Raw genomic sequence first — 23,676 nt, forward strand, 5'->3', positions numbered from 1 at the left:
ATATCCAACGGATGTGTAAAGGGGAATGTGACCGCACGTAAAGGGATCTCAGCTTTCCGGTATTTACATGTCGATTTCGCCAGGAAAGAACATCCGATCAATCTCCTATGGACCTTGAAAGGACACAATTTATGAGTTCAGAATTTACAGGCGCAGAGATACTTGTCAAGTGTCTTGCCGAAGAGGGTGTTGAGCATGTATTCGGATATCCGGGTGGTGCCGTACTCTATATCTATGACGCGATTTTTAATCAGGACAAGTTCCAACATATCCTGGTGCGTCACGAGCAGGCTGCAGTACATGCTGCCGATGCTTATTCCCGTTCCTCCAATAAAGTAGGCGTGGCTCTGGTCACTTCCGGACCTGGTGTTACCAATGCGGTAACCGGGCTGGCAACTGCTTATATGGATTCGATTCCCATGGTGATCATTTCAGGTCAGGTGCCCAGTGCCGTTATTGGCCAGGATGCTTTCCAGGAATGTGACACCGTTGGTATTACCCGTCCCTGTGTCAAGCATAATTTTTTGGTGAAAGACGTCAGGGATCTGGCCGAGACCGTCAAGAAAGCATTCTATATTGCAACGACAGGTCGTCCGGGCCCTGTGCTGGTGGATATCCCCAAGGATATCAGCATGCACAAAACTACCTATAGCTACCCTAAAGAAGTCGAAATGCGCTCTTACAAGCCAGTCGATAAAGGGCATGCAGGTCAAATTCGCAAGGCTGTGCAACTGCTGTTGCAGGCTGAACGTCCCATGATTTACACAGGTGGCGGCGTGATACTCGCGCATGCTGCGCCGGAGCTGAACAAGCTGGTTGATTTGCTCGGCTTTCCATGTACCAATACCCTGATGGGTTTGGGCGCCTACCGTGCCAGCGATGAAAAATTCGTCGGCATGCCGGGTATGCATGGTACTTACGAAGCCAATATGGCCATGCAGCACTGTGACGTGCTGATCGCTATTGGCGCACGTTTTGATGACCGCGTGATCGGCAATCCCAAGCATTTCTCTTCGCATCCACGCAAGATCATTCATATTGATATTGATCCTTCGTCGATTTCCAAGCGCGTCAAGGTTGATATTCCTATCGTCGGTAATGTCAAAGACGTCTTGCAGGAAATGCTGTCACAACTGAGTGCAGTGGAGACACGTCCTGATCCAAAGGCGCTGGCTACCTGGTGGAAGCAGGTTAATGAATGGCGTGGCCGCGAATGCCTGAAATACCCGACTTCAAATGAAGTCATCAAGCCACAGTCCGTGGTTGAAAAAGTCTGGGAAGTGACCAAGGGCGATGCCTTTGTTACTTCTGACGTAGGCCAGCATCAGATGTGGGCTGCGCAATACTACCGCTTTGATAAACCACGTCGATGGATCAATTCCGGTGGTCTGGGTACCATGGGCGTAGGTTTGCCGTACGCCATGGGCGTGCAGATGGCTAATCCAGATGCGACTGTTGCCTGTATCACTGGCGAAGCCTCGATACAGATGTGCATACAGGAGCTGGCAACCTGCAAGCAATATCACCTGACACCAAAAATCATCTTGTTGAATAACCGCTTCCTTGGCATGGTGAGGCAGTGGCAGCAAATTGATTATGGTTCACGCTATTCTGAGTCTTACATGGACTCTCTGCCTGACTTTACCAAGCTGGTGGAAGCCTATGGCCACGTCGGCATGAAGATAGAAAACCCGGCGGATGTCGATGGTGCAGTACGTGAAGCCTTTGCCATGAAAGACAGGCTGGTGTTCATGAATTTCATTACTGATCAAACCGAGAATGTCTGGCCCATGGTCAAGGCAGGCAAGGGTTTGACTGAAATGTTGCTGGGTTCGGAGGATCTGTAATGAGACATATTATTTCCATCCTTCTTGAGAATGAAGCCGGTGCCTTGTCCCGTGTGGTCGGTCTGTTTTCTGCGCGCGGCTATAACATTGAAACCCTGACGGTTGCACCGACTGAAGACCCGACCCTGTCGCGTATGACGATCGTGACTTCTGGTTCTGACGACATCATCGAACAGATCACCAAGCATTTGAACCGCCTGATTGAGGTAGTCAAAGTGGTTGATCTGACCGAAGGCGCGCACATAGAACGCGAACTGATGCTGATCAAAGTAAGGGCGGTCGGCAAGGAGCGCGAAGAAATGAAGCGTACCGCAGATATTTTCCGTGGCCGCATCATCGACGTCACCGAAAAGACCTACACCATAGAATTGACTGGTAATAAAGGTAAATTGGATGCTTTCATCGATTCAATCGACCGCACGGCAATTCTGGAAACGGTACGTACCGGTGGTTCAGGCATAGGACGCGGCGAACGCATCCTCAAGGTTTAAAAAATAGTTTCAGGCATACGCCATCCCCTACAAAAATACTTAATTATTAGGATACAAAATGAAAGTTTTCTACGACAAAGATTGTGATCTCTCCCTGATCAAAGGCAAAAACGTTGCTATCATCGGCTACGGTTCTCAAGGCCATGCACACGCACAGAACTTGAATGATTCCGGCTGTAAAGTGACTGTCGCCCTGCGTAAAGGCGGCGCTTCATGGGATAAGGCAAAAAATGCCGGTCTGAACGTGGCTGAAGTGAACGACGCAGTCAAAGCAGCTGACGTCATCATGATCTTGCTGCCAGATGAAAACATCGCCCAGGTGTATGCTGAAAACGTTGCTCCTCACGCCAAACAAGGCGCAGTGCTGGCATTTGCCCATGGCTTCAATGTCCACTACGGTCAAGTTGTGCCACGCGCCGATCTGGATGTCATCATGATCGCTCCTAAGGCACCTGGCCACACTGTACGTGGTACTTATAGCCAGGGCGGCGGCGTGCCTCACCTGATCGCTGTGTATCAGGATAAATCCGGCTCTGCCCGTGACATCGCCTTGTCCTACGCAATGGCTAACGGTGGTGGCCGTGCCGGCATCATCGAAACCAACTTCCGTGAAGAAACAGAAACTGATTTGTTCGGTGAGCAAGCGGTTCTGTGCGGTGGTGCAGTTGAACTCATTAAGGCTGGTTTCGAAACCCTGGTTGAAGCTGGTTATGCACCAGAAATGGCTTACTTTGAATGTCTGCATGAATTGAAACTGATCGTTGACCTGATCTATGAAGGCGGTATCGCCAACATGAATTACTCGATCTCCAACAATGCAGAATACGGTGAATATGTGACTGGCCCTAAAGTCGTTACAGAAGACACCAAAAACGCCATGCGCCAATGCCTGAAAGATATTCAGACTGGTGAATACGCGAAGAGCTTCATCCTGGAAAACAAAGCCGGCGCGCCGACTTTGATCTCCCGCCGTCGTTTGACTTCTGAGCATCAGATCGAAGAAGTGGGCGCGAAATTGCGTGCCATGATGCCTTGGATAGCGAAGAACAAACTGGTTGATCAAAGCAAAAACTAATTGCTGAGATCGCCGGGCATCATCCAGCGTGCGCTTGCAGGCGCACGCAGCTCGAAGACTAAAAATCGCCCGGAAGGGCGATTTTTACTTTCAGGGCCTCATGGCTCCTTACCAGATATGTGTGCATTTAAATATGTGTGCATTTAATATGTAGTTAAATGTGAATGAGGATGTATATTTGATGTTTGAATGTGTAGAACCATGTCCCTGCGTTTGTTTTCATTGCTAATAATCGGGGTTATACTTCGCACACTTTTTCCTTCCTTGCTCTGGCAAGAAATATACTTCACAGTTGACGATAGCAAGAATGGCACCTATATTAAAACGAAAACCCAAAGGTAGTTTCAAGCTCTTCCCCAAGGGTGTGCGCAAGAATACAGCCGCGAGTGTGCAGGAAGCGAGTGATATACGCACCCCAGCCAAGCCGAGGCGTGGTATTTACCTGTTGCCGAATGCATTTACGACTGCAGCCTTGTTTTGCGGTTTTTATGCGATTGTCATGGCAATGGATCAACGTTTTGACCGGTCGGCCCTGGCGATTTTCGCGGCCATGGTGCTGGATAGTCTGGATGGTCGCGTCGCCCGCATGACCAATACCCAGAGTGAGTTTGGGGCGCAATACGATAGCTTGTCAGACATGATTTCCTTTGGTGCTGCACCGGCGCTGGTGGCTTATGAATGGTCGTTGAAGGGTATGGGCAAGCTGGGCTGGCTGGCGGCCTTTGTCTATTGTGCCGGTGCGGCCTTGCGCCTGGCGCGCTTCAATACCAATATTGGTGTGGTCGATAAGCGTTATTTCCAGGGTTTGCCCAGTCCTGCGGCCGCTGCTTTGGTTGCGGGCTTTGTATTGCTGATGGAAGATCTGCATTTCCTCGGGCGTGACTTGAGCTGGAGCACCTGGAGCCTTACCTTGTTTGCTGGTTTGACGATGGTGACCAATGTGCCTTTCTATAGTTTCAAGGACGTGAACCTGCGTAAGTCCGTACCATTCATTGCGCCTTTCCTCATCGTGCTGGCCTATGTTGCGGTAGTCAGTGATCCGCCCAAGGTCTTGTTTGGTTTGTTTGTCCTGTATGGACTGTCTGGTTATATCGTCTTGCTGTGGCGCTGGCGCAAGGGCAGGCCAGTCAGCATAGTGCAGACTAGTGTTGATGATCATCACCATGATGATAAATAAGCCGGTATCAAAACTCGCGCTGCCAGATTAAATTTGGTGTTTTTCAAGAAAAGTCGCAATACAGAAAATGTATCGCGGCTTTTTTGCTTTTCTGCCTCATAAAAACAGGAATTTCCTGCTATAAATTCTTGCACTTTTCTGCCTTTGCGCTTATAGTCTTTGGCATGAACTTCGCATCTACATCAATAGCAAAAAACACTATGGCAGGCCTGTCTGGTCTGCTATCGCTATTGCTGGCATCTCTACTAGCGTTCACGCGCTAAATCCCCCTATACCCACAATTCGAGTAGTCTCACCACCCATGTGCGTCTTGCAAGGGTAGGTCAAAGAATATTCTCAGTTTGCAGTTTTTCATCTACAACATTTCAGACTTAAATTCATATCAGGAGCAATAACATGGCCGACAAACTCATCATATTCGACACAACTTTGCGCGATGGCGAGCAATCCCCTGGTGCATCAATGACCAAGGATGAAAAAATCCGTATTGCCAAGCAGCTGGAAAGAATGAAAGTCGATGTGATTGAAGCTGGTTTTGCGGCGGCGTCTCCTGGCGATTTTGAATCTATCAAGGCGATTGCTTCCATCATCAAGGACTCAACGATCTGCTCTTTGTCGCGCGCCAATGACCGCGACATCGCCCGCGCAGCAGAAGCCTTGCAGGCCGCGCAACGCAAGCGTATTCATACCTTCATCGCGACGTCTCCTCTGCACATGGAAAAGAAATTGCGTATGACACCAGACCAGGTATTGGAGCAGGCCATACAGGCAGTGCGCTATGCCCGCAATTTTACGGATGATGTGGAGTTCAGCCCTGAAGACGGCAGTCGCTCAGATATGGATTTCTTGTGTCGTGTGCTGGAAGCGGTTATTAAAGAAGGTGCAACGACGATCAACTTTGCCGACACAGTTGGCTATGCCGTGCCTGAGCTGTACGGCAATATGTTGAAGTCTTTGCGTGAGCGTATTCCCAATTCCGACAAGGCGGTCTGGTCTGTGCACTGTCACAATGACCTGGGCATGGCGGTTGCCAACTCTCTGGCGGGTGTCATGATAGGTGGCGCACGTCAGATTGAATGTACCATCAATGGCCTGGGTGAGCGTGCTGGTAATACGGCTCTGGAAGAAATCGTCATGGCCGTGCGCACTCGCAAGGATTATTTTGACCTGCAACTGGGCATAGATATCAGCCAGATCGTACCTGCATCCAAGCTGGTGTCGCAAATCACCGGCTTTGCCGTGCAGCCTAACAAGGCTGTGGTTGGTGCAAATGCTTTTGCCCATGCATCTGGCATCCATCAGGATGGCATCTTGAAAGCGCGTGATACTTACGAGATCATGCGTGCTGAAGATGTGGGCTGGAGCGCCAACAAACTGGTCCTGGGTAAATTATCTGGCCGTAACGCCTTCAAGCAGCGCCTGGAAGAATTGGGCATCGCGCTGGAATCAGAAACTGAAGTTAATGCCGCCTTTGCCCGCTTCAAAGAGCTCGCCGACCGCAAGTCGGAAATATTCGACGAAGATATTCTTGCCCTGGTGTCTGATGAGGAGCATGCACAAAATAACGATGCCTTCCATTATGTGTCTCTTTCGCAGCGCTCTGAAACTGGCGAGTTGCCTTATGCCAAAGTCGTATTTACTTCAGACGGCAAGGAAGTGACTTGTGAGGGCAATGGTAATGGTCCGGTTGATGCCATTGTGAATGCCATCGATTCCAAGGTGCAGAGTGGCGCAGAACTGTTGTTGTTCTCGGTGAATGCAATCACTACTGGCACTCAGTCGCAGGGTGAAGTCACCATGCGTTTGTCCAAGGCTGGCCGCATCGTCAATGGGGTGGGTGCTGATCCTGATATCGTCGTTGCTTCAGTGAAAGCTTATTTGTCGGCATTGAATAAATTGCAATCGAAGACAGAGAAACTGAACCCGCAGATTTAAAGCAGATTTGATTCTGGCTAAAAACGGTGTTATAGTCACGCGTTCCGTCATTCCGGCGGAATTGTTATGTCACGATAATGATGGTTTGTATGGTTAATATGACTATTGTTATCGCATGTTAAGGAAAATCATGTCTATCGAAAAAAATGCAAAAGCCGCTATCGTAGCGGATAATGCCCGTGGTCAAAACGACACAGGCTCTCCTGAAGTGCAAGTTGCTCTGTTGACTGCACGTATCAATGACCTGAATGGTCACTTCAAAGCACACTCTAAAGATCACCACTCACGTCGTGGTTTGATCATGATGGTTAACCGTCGTAAGAGTCTGTTGTCTTACCTGAAAGGTAAAGACTTGAATCGCTATCGCTCACTGATCGAAAAACTCGGCTTGCGTAAGTAATTCTTGCTGAATTTAGCAAAAGATTTGTAGCAAAAAGCCTGCGTCATTTAACTGTCGCAGGCTTTTTGTCCATCTAGAGTTTTGGTTTCATCTAGTTTTATCCAGTTTTAGCCCGGTTTTTGATGTAAATATTAAAAAACAGGCAAAAAGCAGTCCAGGCGGATTGCTCGTGGTGAGGTGAACGACAGCGCCTGAAAATCTGTCGGCAAATAGAAAGGACACATTGTGTTTAATAAAATTACTAAAACCTTCCAATATGGTCAGCACCAGGTAACACTGGAAACCGGCGAAATCGCTCGCCAGGCATCGGGTGCAGTCCTGGTATCCATAGAAGATACCGTTGTATTGGCGACTGTCGTTGCCAAGAAAGATGCAAAACCAGGTCAGGATTTCTTTCCTCTGACCGTGGATTACATGGAAAAAACTTACGCTGCTGGCCGTATTCCTGGCGGTTTCTTCAAGCGTGAAGGTCGTCCATCAGAAAAAGAAACACTGACTTCCCGTTTGATCGATCGCCCAATTCGCCCTCTGTTCCCAGAAGGTTATCTGAACGAAGTTCAGGTCATCATTCATGTATTGTCCGTCAATCCAGAAATCGACCCTGATATCGCTGCGATGATCGGTGCTTCTGCAGCGATTTCCGTTGCTGGCATCCCATTCAGTGGCCCGGTAGGTGCGGCACGTGTTGGCTATATTGATGGCCAATATGTATTGAACCCAACCGCAACTCAGCTGAAACAATCCAAGCTGGACCTGGTTGTTGCCGGTACTGAGCAAGCCGTGTTGATGGTTGAGTCTGAAGCGCAGCAATTGTCTGAAGAAATCATGCTGGGCGCAGTTGTTTACGGCCACACGCAAATGAAAGCTGTGATCGATGCGATCCATGAATTGGTACGCGACGGTGGCAAGCCTGAAGTGCAATGGGCACCTGCTGCAAAAAATGAGCCGCTGATCGCTGCTGTTACAGCAGTGGCAGAGCCTCTGTTGCGCACTGCGTATCAAACCAAAGAAAAACAAGCACGTACTGAACAATTGAAGGCGGCAACGTCTACAGTTGCTGCAGCACTGGCTGAGCAAGCTGCTGCCAAAGGCGAAGCTGCTCCTGATTCATCTGAAGTTGGCAATATCCTGTTTGATCTGGAAGCGAAAATCGTTCGTTCCCAAATCCTGGAAGGCGAGCCACGTATCGATGGCCGTGATACACGTACTGTACGTCCTATCACTATCCGCACTGGCGTTCTGCCACGTACGCATGGTACAGCCCTGTTCACACGTGGTGAAACTCAGGCTCTGGTGATTGCGACTCTGGGCACTGCCCGTGACGAGCAAAAAATTGATGCGCTGATGGGTGAATACTCTGACCGCTTCATGCTGCATTACAACATGCCCCCGTTCGCTACTGGCGAAACAGGCCGTGTTGGCACACCTAAGCGTCGTGAAATCGGTCATGGTCGTCTGGCTAAACGTGCATTGCAAGCTGCTTTGCCTGATCCGGAAGATTTCAGCTACTCAGTCCGTCTGGTATCTGAAATTACAGAATCCAATGGTTCTTCTTCCATGGCTTCCGTCTGCGGCGGCTGCCTGGCGTTGATGGATGCTGGTGTACCAATGAAAGCACACGTTGCTGGTATCGCCATGGGCCTGATCAAGGACGGCAACAAGTTTGCCGTTCTGACAGACATCCTCGGTGATGAAGATCACCTCGGCGACATGGACTTCAAAGTAGCCGGTACTGCAGAAGGCATCACTGCCCTGCAAATGGATATCAAAATCCAGGGTATCACTAAAGAAATTATGCAAGTCGCTCTGGCGCAAGCTAAAGAAGGCCGTATTCATATTCTTGGCAAAATGCAAGAAGCTGTGCCAGTCGGTAATACAGAATTGTCTGACTTTGCGCCACGCCTGATCACCGTCAAGATCAATCCGGAAAAAATCCGTGACGTGATCGGTAAAGGTGGTGCGGTAATCCGTGCCTTGACAGAAGAAACTGGCACGCAAATTGATATCAGCGATGAAGGTATCGTGACGATCGCTTCTGTTGATGCAGCAGCTGGACAGGAAGCCAAGCGCCGTATCGAAGAGCTTACTGCAGAAGTTGAAGTTGGCAAAATCTATGAAGGTACAGTCTTGAAATTGCTGGACTTCGGCGCGATCGTACAAATCATGCCAGGTAAAGATGGTTTGCTGCACATCAGTCAGATCGCCAATGAGCGCGTGAATGCAGTTGCTGACTACCTCAAAGAAGGTCAGCAAGTACGTGTAAAAGTACTGGAAACTGATGACCGTGGTCGCTTCAAGTTGTCGATGAAGGCAGCAGCTTCTGAATCTGAAGCACCAGCTCAGCCGCAACAGCAGCAACAGCAGCAACAACAGCAGCAGTAATAAATTCTAAGGTCTTCTGACCTTTCAGAGTTAAAAACGCCCGTCTCGCACGGGCGTTTTTTTATTGGCTTACAATTGCGTACTGTATTGCTGGACCCCTACAAAGGCTGAAGATGAAAACTGAAATGCGCGCAATTGAAATTACCCAATATGGCAAGCCTGAAGTCTTGCAGATTTGCAGCAGGCCTGTGCCAGTGCCGGGTAAGGGCGAGCTATTAATCAAGGTTGCCGCGGCTGGTGTGAATCGCCCTGATGTCTTGCAGCGCCTTGGTTTTTATCCTGTGCCGCCAGGTGCTTCAGATTTGCCGGGCCTGGAAGTGGCTGGCGAAATAGTCGGTGGTGATGTGCAGGGTAGTGGTTTTGAGTTGGGTGACCAGGTTTGCGCATTGGTGCAGGGCGGTGGTTATGCGGAATATTGCGTGGCGCCAGCGGGTCAGTGCTTGAAGGTGCCTGCTGGTCTTTCCATGGTGGAAGCGGCTTCTTTGCCAGAAACTTATTTTACAGTCTGGAGTAATGTATTTCAGCGCGCGCATCTGGTGCCGGGCGAAAGTTTTCTGGTGCAGGGCGGTACTTCGGGTATAGGTGTGGCAGCCATCCAGATTGCCAAGGCGCTGGGACATAGGGTGTTTGCCACGGCGGGCTCGGATGAAAAATGCAGAGCGACAGAAAAACTGGGTGCTGAGCGCGGCATCAATTACAAGACTGAAAATTTCGTCGAGCTCATCAAGGAATTGACGGCAGGTAAGGGTGTCGATGTCATTCTGGATATGGTCGCGGGCTCCTATGTGCCAAAAGAAATCAATTGCCTGGCAGATGATGGCCGGTTGGCGATTATTGCCCTGCTAGGTGGTAATTCGGCGGAGCTTGATCTGGCGCAGGTCTTGCGCAGGCGTTTGACGGTGACGGGTTCGACATTGCGCCCACGCTCCGTTGCATTCAAGGCAAAAATCGCGACACAACTGCAAGAGCAAGTCTGGCCGCTGTTGGCATCGAAAGAAATAGTCCCCGTCATACATCAGGTTTTCCCTCTGGAGCAAGCTGCTCAGGCGCATGCGATGATGGAAGAGGGTTTGCATATAGGTAAAATCATGCTGGCTCTGGATTAGTTGTTGCTTGTTATTTTTTTATTAAACCTGTGTCTGGATGTGTCGAAGTTTACAAAATTGCCATATTGCTCATAAATTTGATGTAATTATGTCTTTATAGTAACTTCGGAATGTAAAAACTGGTCTTGCTGGTTTGACCCTGTCTGCAGCGAAGGCTACAATAGACGGTTATTTATATTTTGGCTCACTATGCGACGCACCTTAATAGCCGGTAACTGGAAAATGAATGGTAGTTTTGCTGCCAACCGTTCATTGTTGTCTGAAGTCAAGGCGGGTTTGCCTGCCAGTTTGCAGTGTGACGTGCTGGTCTGTGCTCCTGCGCCCTATTTTGCGCAGTGTGCAGAATTGTTGAGTGGTACTGCTGTGAGCTGGGGTGCGCAAGATGTATCTGTGCATGCGCATGGTGCTTATACGGGTGAGATTTCTGCTTCCATGTTGCAGGATTGCGCTTGTAAATATGCGATTGTCGGACACTCTGAGCGCCGTGCTTATCATGCTGAAACAAACGAGCTGGTAGCGCACAAGGCGCAGCAATTGTTGAAGCATGGTGTCTTGCCTATCGTCTGCGTCGGTGAAACCCTGGAGCAGCGAGAAAGTGGTCAGACGAATGCGGTTGTAGCGGCGCAGTTGAATGCTGTGCTGGATGTGCTGGATAGCCTTAATGGCCTGGTGATTGCCTATGAACCCGTCTGGGCGATAGGTACGGGTAAAACCGCAACGCCTGAAATGGCGCAAGAAGTGCATCATTTCCTGCGTCAGCAAGTGGCTGTCCGTGATGCGGGTGCGGCAGAAAAAGTACAGATTTTGTATGGTGGTAGCATGAAGCCGGAAAATGCCAAAGAGTTATTGGCAATGCCCGATATTGATGGTGGTTTGATTGGCGGGGCTGCACTGAAGTCACAAGACTTTCTTGCAATTATCGCTGCCAGTTAATTGGTTTATTGTAGTACTTAATTTTTACTTGGATGTTTTGAATGCAAACTTTACACACGTTGGTCATCGTTATTCAGATTCTGTCTGCATTGACAATTATTGGTCTGGTTTTATTGCAGCACGGTAAAGGTGCTGATATGGGTGCCTCTTTTGGCTCTGGCGCTTCTGGTAGTTTGTTTGGTGCAACTGGTTCTTCCAATTTCTTGTCCAAGGCGACGGGTATAGCTGCTGCGATATTTTTTGCGGCAACCCTGGGTCTGGCGGTATTCAGTACTGGCGCCCGCAAGCCTTCTGGTGGTGTCATGGAAGGTGTGACTGTAGTTCAGCCTGCGACAAATGCTGCACCTGCGAGTGCGCCGGCCGCAGCTTCTGCTGCAGCTGCAACATCCGCACCGGCTTCTTCTGCTGGTCAATCGGGTCAGATTCCAAAATAATTTGATTTTGCCCAGCAAAAAACATTGAATTGCTGCAATTGCGCGTTGAACAATGAGGCTATACATAGTAGAATGCTGGGCTTAAGCCGACGTGGTGAAATTGGTAGACACGCTATCTTGAGGGGGTAGTGGCGAAAGCTGTACGAGTTCGAGTCTCGTCGTCGGCACCAAAAAAATAGGGTCAGTTTTCTTTGCTGATCCGGTCGAGGAAGCTTTATTTCTTGTGGTTTGATCTTAAGAAATAAATGCTTCAATCTGGCATTCAATTACAGGTAGCCTAACGTGAACCTCGAAAATTATTTCCCAGTTCTTCTCTTTATTCTGGTTGGTATCGCCGTAGGTGTGGTGCCGCAAATCCTGGGGCGTGTTCTTGCTCCATACAAACCAGACTCACAAAAAAATTCTGCTTACGAATGCGGTTTTGAGGCATTCGAAGATGCGCGCATGAAGTTTGATGTGCGTTATTACCTGGTGGCGATTCTGTTTATTTTGTTCGATCTGGAAACGGCATTCTTCTTCCCTTGGGGCGTGGCAATGCGTGATCTGGGCTGGACAGGTTTTCTGATTATGCTCGGCTTCGTGCTCGAGTTTGGCGTTGGATTTTGGTACATCTGGAAAAAAGGCGCTCTGGATTGGGAGTGATGGATTATGGCAATTGAAGGTGTATTCAACGAAAACTTTTTGACGACGTCTGCTGACAAGCTGATCAACTGGACGCGTACCGGCTCCATGTGGCCGATGACTTTTGGTCTGGCTTGCTGTGCGGTAGAGATGATGCATGCTGGTGCGTCGCGCTATGATCTGGATCGCTTTGGGGTGGTGTTTCGTCCATCTCCGCGTCAGTCTGATGTCATGATTGTTGCCGGTACGCTGTGTAACAAGATGGCGCCAGCGCTGCGCAAGGTATATGACCAGATGGCAGAGCCGCGTTGGGTGATTTCCATGGGGTCTTGCGCTAATGGTGGTGGTTACTACCATTATTCGTATTCCGTAGTACGTGGTTGTGACCGTATTGTGCCAGTTGATATTTATGTGCCAGGTTGCCCGCCAACTGCTGAAGCACTGATGTACGGCATCATACAGTTGCAAAACAAGATCAAACGTACCAATACCATTGCTCGTTAATCGCGCGATCGCTGGGGCAATAATAAATTATGACTACCAAACTGGAAAACCTTGAGGCAGCAGTAAAAAATGTCCTGGGTGAGCGCATTCTGGACTTGAAGAATGCGCTGGGTGAAATCACCATCGTGGTTTCTGCAACTGCTTATCTGGATGTCATGCGCACTTTGCGCGACCATGCAGAAACCAGTTTTGAAGAATTGATCGACCTTTGTGGTGTTGATTATTCTACTTATGGAGATGGCTTGTGGGAAGGTGCGCGTTTTGCTGCCGTTTCCCATCTGCTGTCGATCAAGCATAACTGGCGTTTGCGTGTGCGCGTGTTTGCGCCGGATGATGAAATGCCAGTCGTGCCATCGCTGATCGATATCTGGAATGCCGCCAACTGGTATGAGCGTGAAGCGTTCGACTTGCTTGGCATCCTGTTTGATGGTCACAATGACTTGCGTCGTATTTTGACTGACTATGGTTTTATCGGTCACCCATTCCGTAAAGACTTTCCAGTTTCCGGCTATGTTGAAATGCGCTATGACGCAGATCAAAAGCGCGTTGTTTACCAGCCTGTCACGATAGATCCACGCGAAAATGTGCCGCGTGTGATTCGTGAAGAAAATTACGGGATGAAATAATGGCTGAGATTAAGAATTACACCCTGAACTTTGGTCCTCAGCATCCTGCTGCGCACGGTGTGTTGCGCCTGGTGCTGGAGCTAGACGGTGAAGTGATACAACGTGCTGATCCGCACATTGGTCTCTTGCATCGTGCGACTGAAAAACTGGCTGAGCAAAAAACTTTCCTGCAATCCGTGCCTTACATGGATCGCCTGGACTATGTATCCATGATGGCCAATGAACATGCCTATGTCATGGCCATAGAAAAGATGCTGGGCCTGGAAGTGCCTTTGCGTGCGCAATATATCCGCGTCATGTTTGATGAAATCACACGCCTGTTGAACCACTTGCTGTGGATAGGCGCGCATGCGCTGGACGTGGGTGCAATGGCGGTATTCCTGTACGCATTCCGCGAACGTGAAGATCTGATGGATTGCTATGAGGCAGTCTCAGGCGCACGTTTGCATGCTGCTTACTATCGCCCAGGTGGTGTGTATCGTGATTTGCCGGATCAAATGCCGCAATTCACTGTATCGGCCTTGAAGAATGAAAAAGCGATGAAGTTGCTGAATGAAAACCGTCAGGGTTCTCTGCTGGATTTCATTGAAGACTTCACCAATCGTTTCCCAAAATATGTCGATGAATACGAAACACTGTTGACCGACAACCGTATCTGGAAGCAGCGTCTGGTTGGTATTGGCGTAGTGTCGCCTGAGCGCGCCATGGCCATGGGTTTTAGTGGCCCTATGTTGCGTGGTTCCGGTATCGAATGGGATTTGCGCAAGAAGCAGCCGTATGAAGTCTATGACTTGCTGGATTTTGATATCCCGGTCGGCGTCAATGGCGACAGTTATGACCGTTACCTGGTGCGCGTAGAAGAAATGCGCCAGTCCAACCGCATCATCAAACAATGCGTAGAGTGGCTGAGAAATAACCAGGGTCCGGTGATTACTGATAACCATAAAGTTGCGCCGCCACATCGCGTGAACATGAAGTCGAATATGGAAGAACTCATCCATCACTTCAAACTGTTCACCGAAGGTTTCCATGTTCCTGCTGGCGAAGCTTATGCCGCAGTTGAGCATCCAAAAGGCGAGTTTGGTATTTACTTGATGTCCGATGGTGCTAACAAGCCTTATCGTCTGAAAATCCGTGCGCCAGGTTTCGCGCATTTGCAGGGTTTGGACGAAATGGCAAAAGGTCACATGATTGCTGATGCGGTAACGATCATCGGTACTCAGGATATTGTGTTTGGTGAGATTGACAGATAAAGCGGCGTCCCGAGGACGTCGAATCGAGGCATTAGCTATGGTGTTATCAGAGCAGGCATTTAAAAAAATTGATCGTGAACTTGCAAAGTTCCCGGCTGACCAGCGCCAGTCCGCTGTGATGGCCGCATTGGCTATTGCCCAGGATGAAACTGGCTGGGTATCCCCGGAAGTCATGCAGACTCTGGCTGACTACATCGGCATGCCCGCAGTAGCAGTGCAGGAAGTCGCGACTTTCTACAATATGTACAACACCAAACCGGTGGGCAAGTTCAAGATTTCGGTCTGTACCAATCTGCCTTGCGCCTTGTCTGGTGGCGAACGTGCAGCACATCACCTGAAGCAAAAACTCGGTATCGATTACAGGGAAACTACGGCAGACGGCCAGTTCACACTGGTTGAAGGTGAATGCATGGGTGCCTGCGGTGATGCACCTGTGATGCTGGTTAATAACAAGCGCATGTGCAGCTTCATGTCGAATGAAAAAATTGACGGTCTGGTCAATGAATTGAAAGAGGTTAAATAATGACGAGTCTGCATAATCGCCATATTAAGCCTTTGATACTGGCTGGCCTGGATGGCAAAAACTGGCATCTGCAAGATTACGTAGCTCGTGGCGGCTATGAATCCCTGAAGCGTATCCTGAATGAAAAAATCCCTCCTGAGCAAGTCATTGCTGAGTTGAAGGCTTCTTCATTGCGTGGTCGCGGTGGTGCGGGTTTTCCTACCGGTTTGAAGTGGAGCTTCATGCCACGTCAGTTCCCTGGTCAAAAATATCTGGTCTGTAATACAGATGAGGGCGAGCCTGGTACATTCAAGGATCGTGACATCATCCGTTATAACCCGCATGCGCTGATCGAAGGCATGGCCATTGGTGCTTACGCCATGGGTATCACTGTGGGTTACAACTACATCCACGGCGAAATTTTTGCTGACTACGACCGTTTCGAAGAAGCGCTGGAAGAAGCTCGTGCAGCCAATATGCTGGGCGACAAAATTGCCGGTTCTGAATTCAACTTCCAGTTGCATGCATTTCACGGCTACGGCGCCTACATCTGTGGCGAAGAAACAGCCTTGCTGGAATCGCTGGAAGGCAAGAAAGGGCAGCCACGCTTCAAGCCGCCTTTCCCGGCCAGCTTTGGTTTGTATGGCAAGCCAACTACGATCAATAACACAGAAACTTTTGCAGCCGTACCTTTTGTGCTGGCCATGGGCGGTGAGAAATACGCTGCACTGGGCAAGCCAAATAATGGTGGCACCAAGATTTTCTCCATGTCTGGCGACGTAGCAAAACCTGGCAACTACGAAGTACCTATGGGTACACCGTTTGCCACCTTGCTGGAACTCGCTGGCGGCATGCGTGACGGTAAAAAAATCAAGGCAGTGATCCCTGGTGGCTCATCCATGCCGGTATTGACTGGTGATGTGATGATGGCGACTGACATGGATTATGACTCCATCGCCAAGGCCGGTTCCATGCTGGGTTCTGGTGCTGTCATCGTCATGGATGAAACACGCTGCATGGTCAAGTCACTGTTGCGCCTGTCTTATTTCTATTTTGAAGAATCCTGTGGTCAGTGCACACCTTGCCGTGAAGGTACCGGCTGGTTGTATCGCATGGTGCACAGGATAGAACACGGTCATGGCCGTCCAGATGATCTGGATATGCTGAACTCCATTGCTGACAATATTCAGGGCAAGACAATTTGCGCCCTCGGTGATGCAGCAGCGATGCCGGTACGCGCAATGATCAAGAATTTCCGCGAAGAATTTGAATATCACATCGAGCATAAGCATTGCTTGGTGCCCACTTACATGTAAGCCAGCTTCGGTTAGCGCACTTAGAGTAGACCATGGTTGAAATCGAAATAGACGGCAAAAAAGTCGAAGTCCAAGAGGGCAGTATGGTGATGGATGCTGCCAATAAGCTTGGCACTTACATCCCGCATTTTTGCTATCACAAAAAATTATCTATTGCGGCCAACTGCCGCATGTGTCTGGTTGAGGTTGAAAAAGCACCTAAGCCTTTGCCTGCCTGCGCGACACCTGTCACGCCGGGCATGATCGTTCGTTCTTCCAGCGACAAGGCAATAAAAGCACAAAAAGCAGTGATGGAATTCCTGCTCATCAACCATCCGCTGGATTGCCCTATCTGCGATCAGGGTGGTGAATGTCAACTGCAGGATCTGGCAGTTGGTTACGGTGGTACGGCATCCCGTTACGATGAAGAAAAACGCGTGGTATTCCACAAGGACGTAGGTCCGCTGGTGTCCATGGAAGAAATGAGCCGCTGCATACACTGCACACGCTGTGTTCGTTTTGGTCAGGAAATCGCTGGCGTCATGGAACTGGGCATGCTCAACCGTGGCGAACATTCTGAAATCACTTCTTTCGTTGGCAAAACGGTTGATTCAGAATTGTCAGGCAATATGATCGATCTGTGCCCGGTAGGCGCACTGACATCCAAGCCTTTCCGTTACTCTGCCCGTACCTGGGAATTGTCACGCCGTAAATCGGTCAGTGGTCATGATGGCCTGGGTTCTAACCTGATCGTTCAGGTCAAGAACCACAAGGTTATGCGTGTGGTTCCGCTGGAAAATGAAGAAATCAATGAATGCTGGATTTCTGATAAAGACCGTTTCTCTTACGAAGCTTTGAACAGCACAGAGCGTCTGACCAAGCCCATGATCAAGCAGGGCGGGTTATGGCAGGAAACTGACTGGCAGACAGCACTCGAATATGTTGCGCATGGTCTGCGTAACGTCAAGCATGAACATGGCGCTGATGCTATCGCTGCGGTTGCTGCACCAAGTTCTACTCTGGAAGAACTGACGCTGCTACAACGCGTTGTGCGTGGCCTCGGTTCTGATAATGTTGATTTCCGCCTGCGTCAGTCTGACTTCGCGCTGGATTCTTCTGTCAAGCCTTGGCTGGGTACCAGCATTGCCAGGTTTGGTCAGTTGAAAAACGTTTTCGTTATTGGTTCTTTCCTGCGTAAGGATCATCCTTTGCTGGCAGCGCGCTTGCGTCAGTCAGTAAAAATGGGTGCCAAGCTCAGTATCCTGCATGCAACGAATGATGAATTGCTCATCAAGCTGGCCAACAATGCAATCGTAGCTCCATCACTGTGGACAGCTTTCCTGGCTGAAGTTGCCGTTGCTATCGCAGCTAAAAAAGAAATCGCCAAACCTGCTGGTTACGACGCAGTGCAAGCATCTGCCAAAGCAGAAGCGATTGCGACTAGCCTGCTGGCTGGCAATGCTGGTGTATTCCTGGGTAACACAGCGTCTTACCATCCAGAAGCATCGCAATTGCATGCACTGGCACAATGGATAGCTGAAAACGCAGGTTCAGAATTTGGTTACCTGACAGAAGCCGCAAATACAGTTGGTGGCTACCTGGCAAATGCGATTCCTGCCAACAATGCCAAGCCAGTATTCACTGAAGCCAAAAAAGCTTACATCGTTTTGCACGCCGAGCCTTTGCTTGACAGCGCACATCCGGTACAAGCCAAAGCCGCTTTGGACAATGCTGAAATGGTCGTCGTCATGTCGCCATTTAAACATGGTGCTGAATATGCTGACGTCTTGCTGCCAGTTTCTCCTTACACAGAAACATCCGGTACTTTTGTGAACTGCGAAGGCCGTGCACAAAGTTTCCATGGTGTAGTCAAACCTCTGGGCGATACCCGTCCTGCATGGAAAGTCTTGCGCGTACTTGGTAATTTGCTGGGCCTGGAGAACTTTGATTTCGAGACAGCAGAAGCAGTGCGTGCAACAGTATTGGCGCAAGCTGACCTGACTACGCAATTGAACAACACATCCAGGCTAGCTCCATCAGTTCCTGTCAAGGCTGCTGCTGGCATGGAGCGTATTGCTGACGTTGGTATTTACAGCACAGACGCTATCGTACGCCGTGCAGAATCCCTGCAACTGACAGCCGATGCCCGCGCACCGCAAGCATGGATCAGCTCTGCTGATGCTAGCAAGCTGGGCATCGCCGAAGGTGACATGGTCAGACTGAGCAAAACAGGTTCTATCCTGATTCCTGTCGGAATCGATCAATCTCTGCCTGAGAATGTAGTCAGGATTGCTGCAGGCCACAACCTGACAAGTAATCTGGACGGTATGTTCGGCGCGATCAAACTGGAGCGTGCATAATGAATTTGCTGCTCTCTATCCATGAATTTGGTCAGCACTACCTGGGCGCCTTTTGGATGCCTTTGTGGACGCTGCTCAAGATCGTTTGCATCACTTTGCCAGTCATGGGCTGTGTAGCCTACCTGACCTTGTGGGAACGCAAAATGATAGGCTGGATGCACATCCGTCTTGGCCCGAATCGCGTAGGTCCTGCAGGTTTACTGCAACCTATTGCTGACGCGCTGAAGCTGCTGCTCAAAGAAATCATCATCCCGGCAAAAGCAAACAAAATCTTGTTCGTGCTGGCGCCTATCATGACCATCATGCCAGCGCTGGCAGCCTGGTCGGTGATCCCTTTTGGCCCTGAAACTGTCTTGGCGAACGTCAATGCAGGTTTGCTGCTGATCATGGCAATCACCTCGATGGAAGTCTACGGCATCATCATCGCCGGTTGGGCATCCAACTCCAAGTATGCTTTCCTTGGTGCCATGCGTGCATCTGCGCAAATGGTGTCGTATGAAATCGCCATGGGCTTCGTACTGGTGATCGTGCTGATGGTATCTGGCAGTTTGAACATGACTGACATCGTCAATGCCCAGACCAAAGGTTTTGCAGCCAGCTATGGTTTCAACCTGTTTTCATGGAACTGGTTGCCGCTGTTGCCTATGTTCGTGGTGTATGTGATTTCCGGTATTGCTGAAACCAATCGTCATCCGTTTGACGTGGTTGAGGGTGAATCCGAAATCGTTGCCGGTCACATGGTTGAATACTCCGGCATGTCTTTCGCCATGTTCTTCCTGGCTGAATACGCCAATATGATTTTGATCTCTGCCATGGCATCTTTGATGTTCCTCGGCGGTTGGTCTGCACCGTTCAGTTTCCTGGATTTTATCCCTGGCTGGATCTGGCTCGGTATCAAGACTTTTGTTGTGGTTTCCATGTTCATCTGGGCTCGCGCATCTTTCCCACGCTATCGCTATGACCAGATCATGCGTCTGGGCTGGAAAGTATTTATCCCGCTGACTCTGGTGTATCTGGTTATCGTCGCAGCATGGATGCAAACTCCATGGAATATTTGGAAGTAAGAGGCTAAAAAAATGGAAGCAATCAAGGATTTTTTTGGCAGCCTGATGCTGCGCGAACTGATCAAGGGCCTCGCCCTGACAGGTCGCTATATGTTCGCCCGCAAGATCACGGTGCAATTTCCTGAGGAAAAAACACCACAGTCTCCACGTTTCCGTGGCTTGCATGCTTTGCGTCGCTACCCGAATGGGGAAGAGCGTTGCATCGCCTGTAAATTGTGTGAAGCAGTGTGCCCGGCAATGGCAATCACGATTGAATCTGATCAGCGTGCTGACGGTACTCGCCGTACTACCCGTTATGACATCGACCTGACCAAGTGCATTTTCTGCGGTTTCTGCGAAGAGTCTTGCCCGGTCGATTCCATCGTGGAAACCCACGTACTGGAATATCACGGTGAAAAACGCGGCGATCTATATTTCACCAAAGAGATGTTGCTGGCTGTAGGTGATCGTTACGAGCCACAAATTGCAGCAGCGCGCGCCGCTGATGCCACATACCGCTAACTGGACCTGGTTCGATATGGAATTTACTACCGTTTTATTTTATGTTTTCGCAGCGATCATGATAGTCGCTGCGATCCAGGTGATTTCTGCACGCAATCCTGTGCATGCCGCCTTATTTCTGGTCCTGACTTTCTTCAATGCGGCAGGTATCTGGATGTTGTTGAAGGCCGAGTTCCTGGCCATCGTGCTGGTGCTGGTGTATGTCGGCGCGGTCATGGTGTTGTTCCTGTTTGTGGTGATGATGCTGGATATTAATCTCGATAAATTGAGAGAAGGTTTCTGGAGTCACTTCCCGTTGGCTGCAGCAGTTGGCGTCATCATCGTGCTGGAAATGTCGGCAGTGTTGTTGCGCGGCTTTTTGCGTCCGGACAATCATGTACCGGCAGCAGCTGACAAGATAGGTAACACCAAATACCTGGGTATAGAGATTTTCACGCATTACCAGTTTGCTTTTGAGGTTGCAGCGGCCATTCTGTTGCTGGCTATCGTTGCTGCAGTTGCACTGACTTTGCGTCGCCGTAAAGACAGCAAGTATTTTGATCCTTCTGCTGCGGTCAAAGTAAAAGCCAAGGACCGTATCCGTATCGTCAGCATGAAAGCTGAATCCGAACGCGCTGAGAACAATGCCACTGCTGCGGCAGCTACTGTGAATCCGGAGGCTTAAATGGCTTTGACTTTGAGTTTGACGCATTACCTGATTTTGGGCGCAATCCTGTTTGCGATTTCCATCGTCGGTATTTTCCTCAACCGTAAAAATATCATCGTCTTGCTGATGGCGATTGAATTGATGTTGCTGGCAGTGAATATCAATTTCATCGCGTTCTCCCATTATCTGGGTGATGCAGCAGGGCAGGTATTTGTGTTCTTCATCCTTACCGTTGCTGCTGCTGAGTCAGCAATAGGTCTGGCGATTCTGGTGGTCTTGTTCCGTAATCTGGATACCATCAATGTCGAAGATCTGGATGCATTAAAAGGTTAATCAGGTTAATGGTGCGGATTGTCGCCTGTTGCGGCAGTCCGGTAGTCCGGTATAGGCTGGCGATTTAGAAAAGTAATAAAGCTAACAAAGGGTCATCATGGCGGGGCAACTTAACCCACAATTATTATTGGCAGTACCACTGGCGCCCCTGGTCGGGTCTGCTATTGCAGGTCTGCTAGGAACGAAGTTTTTCGGCAATGTGGTTGGCCGCAAGGTATCGCACACAGTCACCATACTCGGTGTATTGATTGCATTGATCATCTCCTGCATGACCTTGTCTGCCGTGATGGATGGCGCAACTTATAACGAGACCCTGTATCAATGGATGAAGGTCGGTAACATGAAGCTGGAAGTTGGCTTCATGGTCGATAGCCTGACAGCCATGATGATGTGCGTCGTGACCTTTGTGTCGCTGATGGTGCATATCTACACAATTGGCTATATGGCAGAAGACGAGGGCTATAACCGCTTCTTCTCATACATCTCCCTGTTTACCTTCGCCATGCTGATGCTGGTCATGAGTAACAACTTCCTGCAATTGTTCTTTGGCTGGGAAGCTGTGGGTCTGGTGTCTTATTTGCTGATCGGTTTCTGGTACACCAAACCAACGGCAATTTACGCCAATATGAAAGCCTTTCTGGTCAACCGTGTCGGTGACTTTGGTTTCATCCTGGGCATAGGCTTGCTGGTCGCCAATACCGGTTCCATGAACTATGTTGAAGTATTCGCCAAGAAAAATGAGCTGGCAGCCATGCTGTTGCCACATACAGACTGGATGCTGATTACCGTTGCCTGTATCTGCCTGTTCATCGGCGCGATGGGTAAGTCTGCACAATTCCCTCTGCATGTCTGGTTGCCAGACTCGATGGAAGGCCCAACCCCGATTTCTGCACTGATCCACGCGGCGACCATGGTTACCGCAGGTATCTTCATGGTGTCACGCATGTCACCATTGTTTGAATTGTCCGACACTGCCTTGTCCTTCATCCTGGTGATAGGTGCGATTACTGCGCTGTTCATGGGTTTCATGGGCATCATCCAGAACGATATCAAGCGCGTCGTGGCTTACTCTACATTGTCACAACTGGGTTATATGACAGTGGCACTGGGTGCTTCTGCCTACTCGGTTGCGGTATTCCATCTGATGACACATGCTTTCTTTAAAGCGCTGTTGTTCCTTGGTGCCGGTTCCGTGATTATCGGTATGCACCATGATCAGGATATCCGCAACATGGGTGGCTTGAGAAAATACATGCCTATCACCTGGCTGACTTCCCTGGCTGGTTCTCTGGCATTGATAGGTACGCCTTTCCTGTCCGGTTTTTACTCCAAGGACAGTATTATCGAAGCAGTGCAGGCCAGCCATTTACCAGGCGCCGGTTTTGCGCAGTTTGCTGTGCTGGCAGGTGTGTTCGTAACAGCTTTCTATTCTTTCCGTATGTATTTCCTGGTCTTCCACGGCAAGGAAAACTTTGGTAAGGCACATGCGCATGATCATCACGATGATCATAAAACTGCACACAAAGACGACCACCATGCTGCTGACGATCATCATGACGACCATCACCATGGTCTGGCTCCTGGTCAAAAACCGCATGAGTCCCCATTAGTTGTCTGGTTGCCTCTGGTTCTGTTGGCGATTCCTTCGCTGTTTATCGGTGCGATAGCAATTGAGCCTATGTTGTTTGGTGGCTTCTTCAAGAACGTCATTTTTGTCAATGAAGCACATCATGCGATGGAAGAACTGCACCACGAATTTCACGGCGCTGGTGCGATGGGTCTGCATTCCTTCATGACGCCACCATTCTGGCTTGCGCTGGCAGGTGTTGTGACGGCCTATGTGTTCTACATGGTCAAACCTGAAATTCCAGCAGCGATCAAGAAGGCAGTTAGCCCACTGTACACCTTGCTTGAAAATAAATACTACATGGACCGCTTTAACGAAATCGTATTCGCCGGTGGCGCACGTGTACTCGGTGGTGGCTTGTGGAATATTGGTGACAAAGGCCTCATCGATGGCCTGGTAGTTAACGGCAGCGCAAAACTGGTTGGCTGGGTCTCCAAACTGATACGTCATTTGCAGAGTGGTTATATCTATCACTATGCATTTGTGATGATACTCGGCGTGATGGGATTCCTGGCTTATACAGTGCTGTTTCCCTTTGCTAAATAAGTGACCACGGCTATAAAA

General features: G+C 49.5%; 22 protein-coding genes and 1 tRNA gene. All 23 read left to right on the plus strand.

Translation table 11 applies throughout. The features are described 5' to 3' along the window. The first annotated feature begins 131 nt into the window (after positions 1–131). A complete protein-coding gene (locus tag ACO0LI_RS20535; protein ID WP_422950397.1) occupies positions 132–1,847 on the plus strand; it encodes an acetolactate synthase 3 catalytic subunit in 1,716 nt (571 codons plus the stop codon). Next, a complete protein-coding gene (ilvN, locus tag ACO0LI_RS20540; RefSeq protein ID WP_110253980.1) occupies positions 1,847–2,338 on the plus strand; it encodes an acetolactate synthase small subunit in 492 nt (163 codons plus the stop codon). Before ACO0LI_RS20535 ends, ilvN begins: the two co-directional genes overlap by 1 nt. Positions 2,339–2,396: 58 nt before the next feature. Beyond that, complete coding sequence (gene ilvC / locus ACO0LI_RS20545; RefSeq protein WP_110253979.1) at positions 2,397–3,413, plus strand: ketol-acid reductoisomerase; 1,017 nt, start codon at positions 2,397–2,399, stop codon at positions 3,411–3,413. 307 nt (positions 3,414–3,720) lie between these two features. Then, a complete protein-coding gene (pssA, locus tag ACO0LI_RS20550) occupies positions 3,721–4,590 on the plus strand; it encodes a CDP-diacylglycerol--serine O-phosphatidyltransferase (protein WP_423034915.1) in 870 nt (289 codons plus the stop codon). Between the two features lie 396 nt (positions 4,591–4,986). Then, positions 4,987–6,525 (plus strand): 2-isopropylmalate synthase, encoded by a 1,539-nt coding sequence (locus ACO0LI_RS20555; protein ID WP_422950393.1) that lies wholly within the window; start codon positions 4,987–4,989, stop codon positions 6,523–6,525. A 130-nt stretch (positions 6,526–6,655) separates the two neighbouring features. Further along, on the plus strand, positions 6,656–6,925 hold the full coding sequence (gene rpsO, locus ACO0LI_RS20560) for a 30S ribosomal protein S15 (RefSeq protein WP_110253976.1): 270 nt from the start codon (positions 6,656–6,658) through the stop codon (positions 6,923–6,925). A gap of 225 nt (positions 6,926–7,150) precedes the next feature. Continuing rightward, the gene (gene pnp, locus ACO0LI_RS20565) at positions 7,151–9,307 is read left to right on the plus strand and encodes a polyribonucleotide nucleotidyltransferase (protein WP_422950392.1); all 2,157 of its coding nucleotides are present in this window, start codon (positions 7,151–7,153) and stop codon (positions 9,305–9,307) included. A 125-nt stretch (positions 9,308–9,432) separates the two neighbouring features. After that, positions 9,433–10,413 carry an NAD(P)H-quinone oxidoreductase gene (locus ACO0LI_RS20570; protein ID WP_423034953.1) on the plus strand — a complete coding sequence of 327 codons (981 nt, stop codon included), beginning with the start codon at positions 9,433–9,435 and terminating at the stop codon, positions 10,411–10,413. Between the two features lie 189 nt (positions 10,414–10,602). Further along, the gene (gene tpiA / locus ACO0LI_RS20575) at positions 10,603–11,346 is read left to right on the plus strand and encodes a triose-phosphate isomerase (RefSeq protein WP_422950390.1); all 744 of its coding nucleotides are present in this window, start codon (positions 10,603–10,605) and stop codon (positions 11,344–11,346) included. Between the two features lie 41 nt (positions 11,347–11,387). Beyond that, entirely contained in the window at positions 11,388–11,780 is a 393-nt protein-coding gene (gene secG / locus ACO0LI_RS20580; RefSeq protein ID WP_422950389.1) for a preprotein translocase subunit SecG, read from the plus strand. Positions 11,781–11,865: 85 nt separating this feature from the next. Next, positions 11,866–11,950: transfer RNA gene (locus ACO0LI_RS20585), tRNA-Leu, on the plus strand. Positions 11,951–12,062: 112 nt separating this feature from the next. Then, the gene (locus tag ACO0LI_RS20590) at positions 12,063–12,422 is read left to right on the plus strand and encodes an NADH-quinone oxidoreductase subunit A (protein ID WP_110253971.1); all 360 of its coding nucleotides are present in this window, start codon (positions 12,063–12,065) and stop codon (positions 12,420–12,422) included. A 6-nt stretch (positions 12,423–12,428) separates the two neighbouring features. Continuing rightward, positions 12,429–12,905 carry a NuoB/complex I 20 kDa subunit family protein gene (locus ACO0LI_RS20595; protein WP_422970442.1) on the plus strand — a complete coding sequence of 159 codons (477 nt, stop codon included), beginning with the start codon at positions 12,429–12,431 and terminating at the stop codon, positions 12,903–12,905. 29 nt (positions 12,906–12,934) lie between these two features. Then, entirely contained in the window at positions 12,935–13,531 is a 597-nt protein-coding gene (locus tag ACO0LI_RS20600) for an NADH-quinone oxidoreductase subunit C (protein ID WP_423034917.1), read from the plus strand. Beyond that, positions 13,531–14,784, plus strand: coding sequence for an NADH-quinone oxidoreductase subunit D (locus ACO0LI_RS20605; protein ID WP_162059349.1), 1,254 nt, complete (start codon positions 13,531–13,533; stop codon positions 14,782–14,784). The genes ACO0LI_RS20600 and ACO0LI_RS20605 overlap by 1 nt, the downstream gene beginning before the upstream one ends. Positions 14,785–14,821: 37 nt before the next feature. After that, on the plus strand, positions 14,822–15,307 hold the full coding sequence (gene nuoE, locus ACO0LI_RS20610; RefSeq protein WP_162041813.1) for an NADH-quinone oxidoreductase subunit NuoE: 486 nt from the start codon (positions 14,822–14,824) through the stop codon (positions 15,305–15,307). Continuing rightward, positions 15,307–16,602, plus strand: a complete 1,296-nt coding sequence (gene nuoF, locus ACO0LI_RS20615) for an NADH-quinone oxidoreductase subunit NuoF (RefSeq protein WP_422950385.1) — start codon at positions 15,307–15,309, stop codon at positions 16,600–16,602. The genes nuoE and nuoF overlap by 1 nt, the downstream gene beginning before the upstream one ends. A gap of 32 nt (positions 16,603–16,634) precedes the next feature. Further along, positions 16,635–18,941, plus strand: coding sequence for an NADH-quinone oxidoreductase subunit NuoG (gene nuoG, locus ACO0LI_RS20620; RefSeq protein ID WP_423034919.1), 2,307 nt, complete (start codon positions 16,635–16,637; stop codon positions 18,939–18,941). After that, a complete protein-coding gene (gene nuoH, locus ACO0LI_RS20625) occupies positions 18,941–20,005 on the plus strand; it encodes an NADH-quinone oxidoreductase subunit NuoH (RefSeq protein WP_422950383.1) in 1,065 nt (354 codons plus the stop codon). Before nuoG ends, nuoH begins: the two co-directional genes overlap by 1 nt. Before the next feature lie 12 nt (positions 20,006–20,017). Beyond that, on the plus strand, positions 20,018–20,506 hold the full coding sequence (nuoI, locus tag ACO0LI_RS20630; protein WP_422950382.1) for an NADH-quinone oxidoreductase subunit NuoI: 489 nt from the start codon (positions 20,018–20,020) through the stop codon (positions 20,504–20,506). Positions 20,507–20,522: 16 nt separating this feature from the next. Further along, positions 20,523–21,170, plus strand: a complete 648-nt coding sequence (locus ACO0LI_RS20635; RefSeq protein WP_423034955.1) for an NADH-quinone oxidoreductase subunit J — start codon at positions 20,523–20,525, stop codon at positions 21,168–21,170. Continuing rightward, positions 21,171–21,485 carry an NADH-quinone oxidoreductase subunit NuoK gene (gene nuoK, locus ACO0LI_RS20640; protein ID WP_162041807.1) on the plus strand — a complete coding sequence of 105 codons (315 nt, stop codon included), beginning with the start codon at positions 21,171–21,173 and terminating at the stop codon, positions 21,483–21,485. Between the two features lie 97 nt (positions 21,486–21,582). Continuing rightward, positions 21,583–23,658 carry an NADH-quinone oxidoreductase subunit L gene (nuoL, locus tag ACO0LI_RS20645; RefSeq protein ID WP_423034921.1) on the plus strand — a complete coding sequence of 692 codons (2,076 nt, stop codon included), beginning with the start codon at positions 21,583–21,585 and terminating at the stop codon, positions 23,656–23,658. The last annotated feature ends 18 nt before the right edge of the window (positions 23,659–23,676 follow it).

It is taken from the genome of Undibacterium sp. Tian12W (assembly GCF_049339405.1).
Lineage (GTDB): Bacteria > Pseudomonadota > Gammaproteobacteria > Burkholderiales > Burkholderiaceae_D > Undibacterium.

Excerpts from the sequence above, each read along its gene's own strand:
- ilvN (WP_110253980.1), top strand. The coding sequence starts at position 1,847 with ATGAGACATATTATTTCCATCCTTCTTGAGAATGAAGCCGGTGCCTTG.
- nuoE (WP_162041813.1), top strand. The coding sequence starts at position 14,822 with ATGGTGTTATCAGAGCAGGCATTTAAAAAAATTGATCGTGAACTTGCA.
- ACO0LI_RS20570 (WP_423034953.1), top strand. The coding sequence starts at position 9,433 with ATGCGCGCAATTGAAATTACCCAATATGGCAAGCCTGAAGTCTTGCAG.
- ACO0LI_RS20605 (WP_162059349.1), top strand. The coding sequence starts at position 13,531 with ATGGCTGAGATTAAGAATTACACCCTGAACTTTGGTCCTCAGCATCCT.
- nuoH (WP_422950383.1), top strand. The coding sequence starts at position 18,941 with ATGAATTTGCTGCTCTCTATCCATGAATTTGGTCAGCACTACCTGGGC.
- nuoL (WP_423034921.1), top strand. The coding sequence starts at position 21,583 with ATGGCGGGGCAACTTAACCCACAATTATTATTGGCAGTACCACTGGCG.
- nuoG (WP_423034919.1), top strand. The coding sequence starts at position 16,635 with ATGGTTGAAATCGAAATAGACGGCAAAAAAGTCGAAGTCCAAGAGGGC.
- ilvC (WP_110253979.1), top strand. The coding sequence starts at position 2,397 with ATGAAAGTTTTCTACGACAAAGATTGTGATCTCTCCCTGATCAAAGGC.
- secG (WP_422950389.1), top strand. The coding sequence starts at position 11,388 with ATGCAAACTTTACACACGTTGGTCATCGTTATTCAGATTCTGTCTGCA.
- ACO0LI_RS20535 (WP_422950397.1), top strand. The coding sequence starts at position 132 with ATGAGTTCAGAATTTACAGGCGCAGAGATACTTGTCAAGTGTCTTGCC.
- tpiA (WP_422950390.1), top strand. The coding sequence starts at position 10,603 with ATGCGACGCACCTTAATAGCCGGTAACTGGAAAATGAATGGTAGTTTT.
- ACO0LI_RS20555 (WP_422950393.1), top strand. The coding sequence starts at position 4,987 with ATGGCCGACAAACTCATCATATTCGACACAACTTTGCGCGATGGCGAG.
- pssA (WP_423034915.1), top strand. The coding sequence starts at position 3,721 with ATGGCACCTATATTAAAACGAAAACCCAAAGGTAGTTTCAAGCTCTTC.
- nuoI (WP_422950382.1), top strand. The coding sequence starts at position 20,018 with ATGGAAGCAATCAAGGATTTTTTTGGCAGCCTGATGCTGCGCGAACTG.
- rpsO (WP_110253976.1), top strand. The coding sequence starts at position 6,656 with ATGTCTATCGAAAAAAATGCAAAAGCCGCTATCGTAGCGGATAATGCC.
- ACO0LI_RS20635 (WP_423034955.1), top strand. The coding sequence starts at position 20,523 with ATGGAATTTACTACCGTTTTATTTTATGTTTTCGCAGCGATCATGATA.
- ACO0LI_RS20600 (WP_423034917.1), top strand. The coding sequence starts at position 12,935 with ATGACTACCAAACTGGAAAACCTTGAGGCAGCAGTAAAAAATGTCCTG.
- nuoF (WP_422950385.1), top strand. The coding sequence starts at position 15,307 with ATGACGAGTCTGCATAATCGCCATATTAAGCCTTTGATACTGGCTGGC.
- nuoK (WP_162041807.1), top strand. The coding sequence starts at position 21,171 with ATGGCTTTGACTTTGAGTTTGACGCATTACCTGATTTTGGGCGCAATC.
- ACO0LI_RS20595 (WP_422970442.1), top strand. The coding sequence starts at position 12,429 with ATGGCAATTGAAGGTGTATTCAACGAAAACTTTTTGACGACGTCTGCT.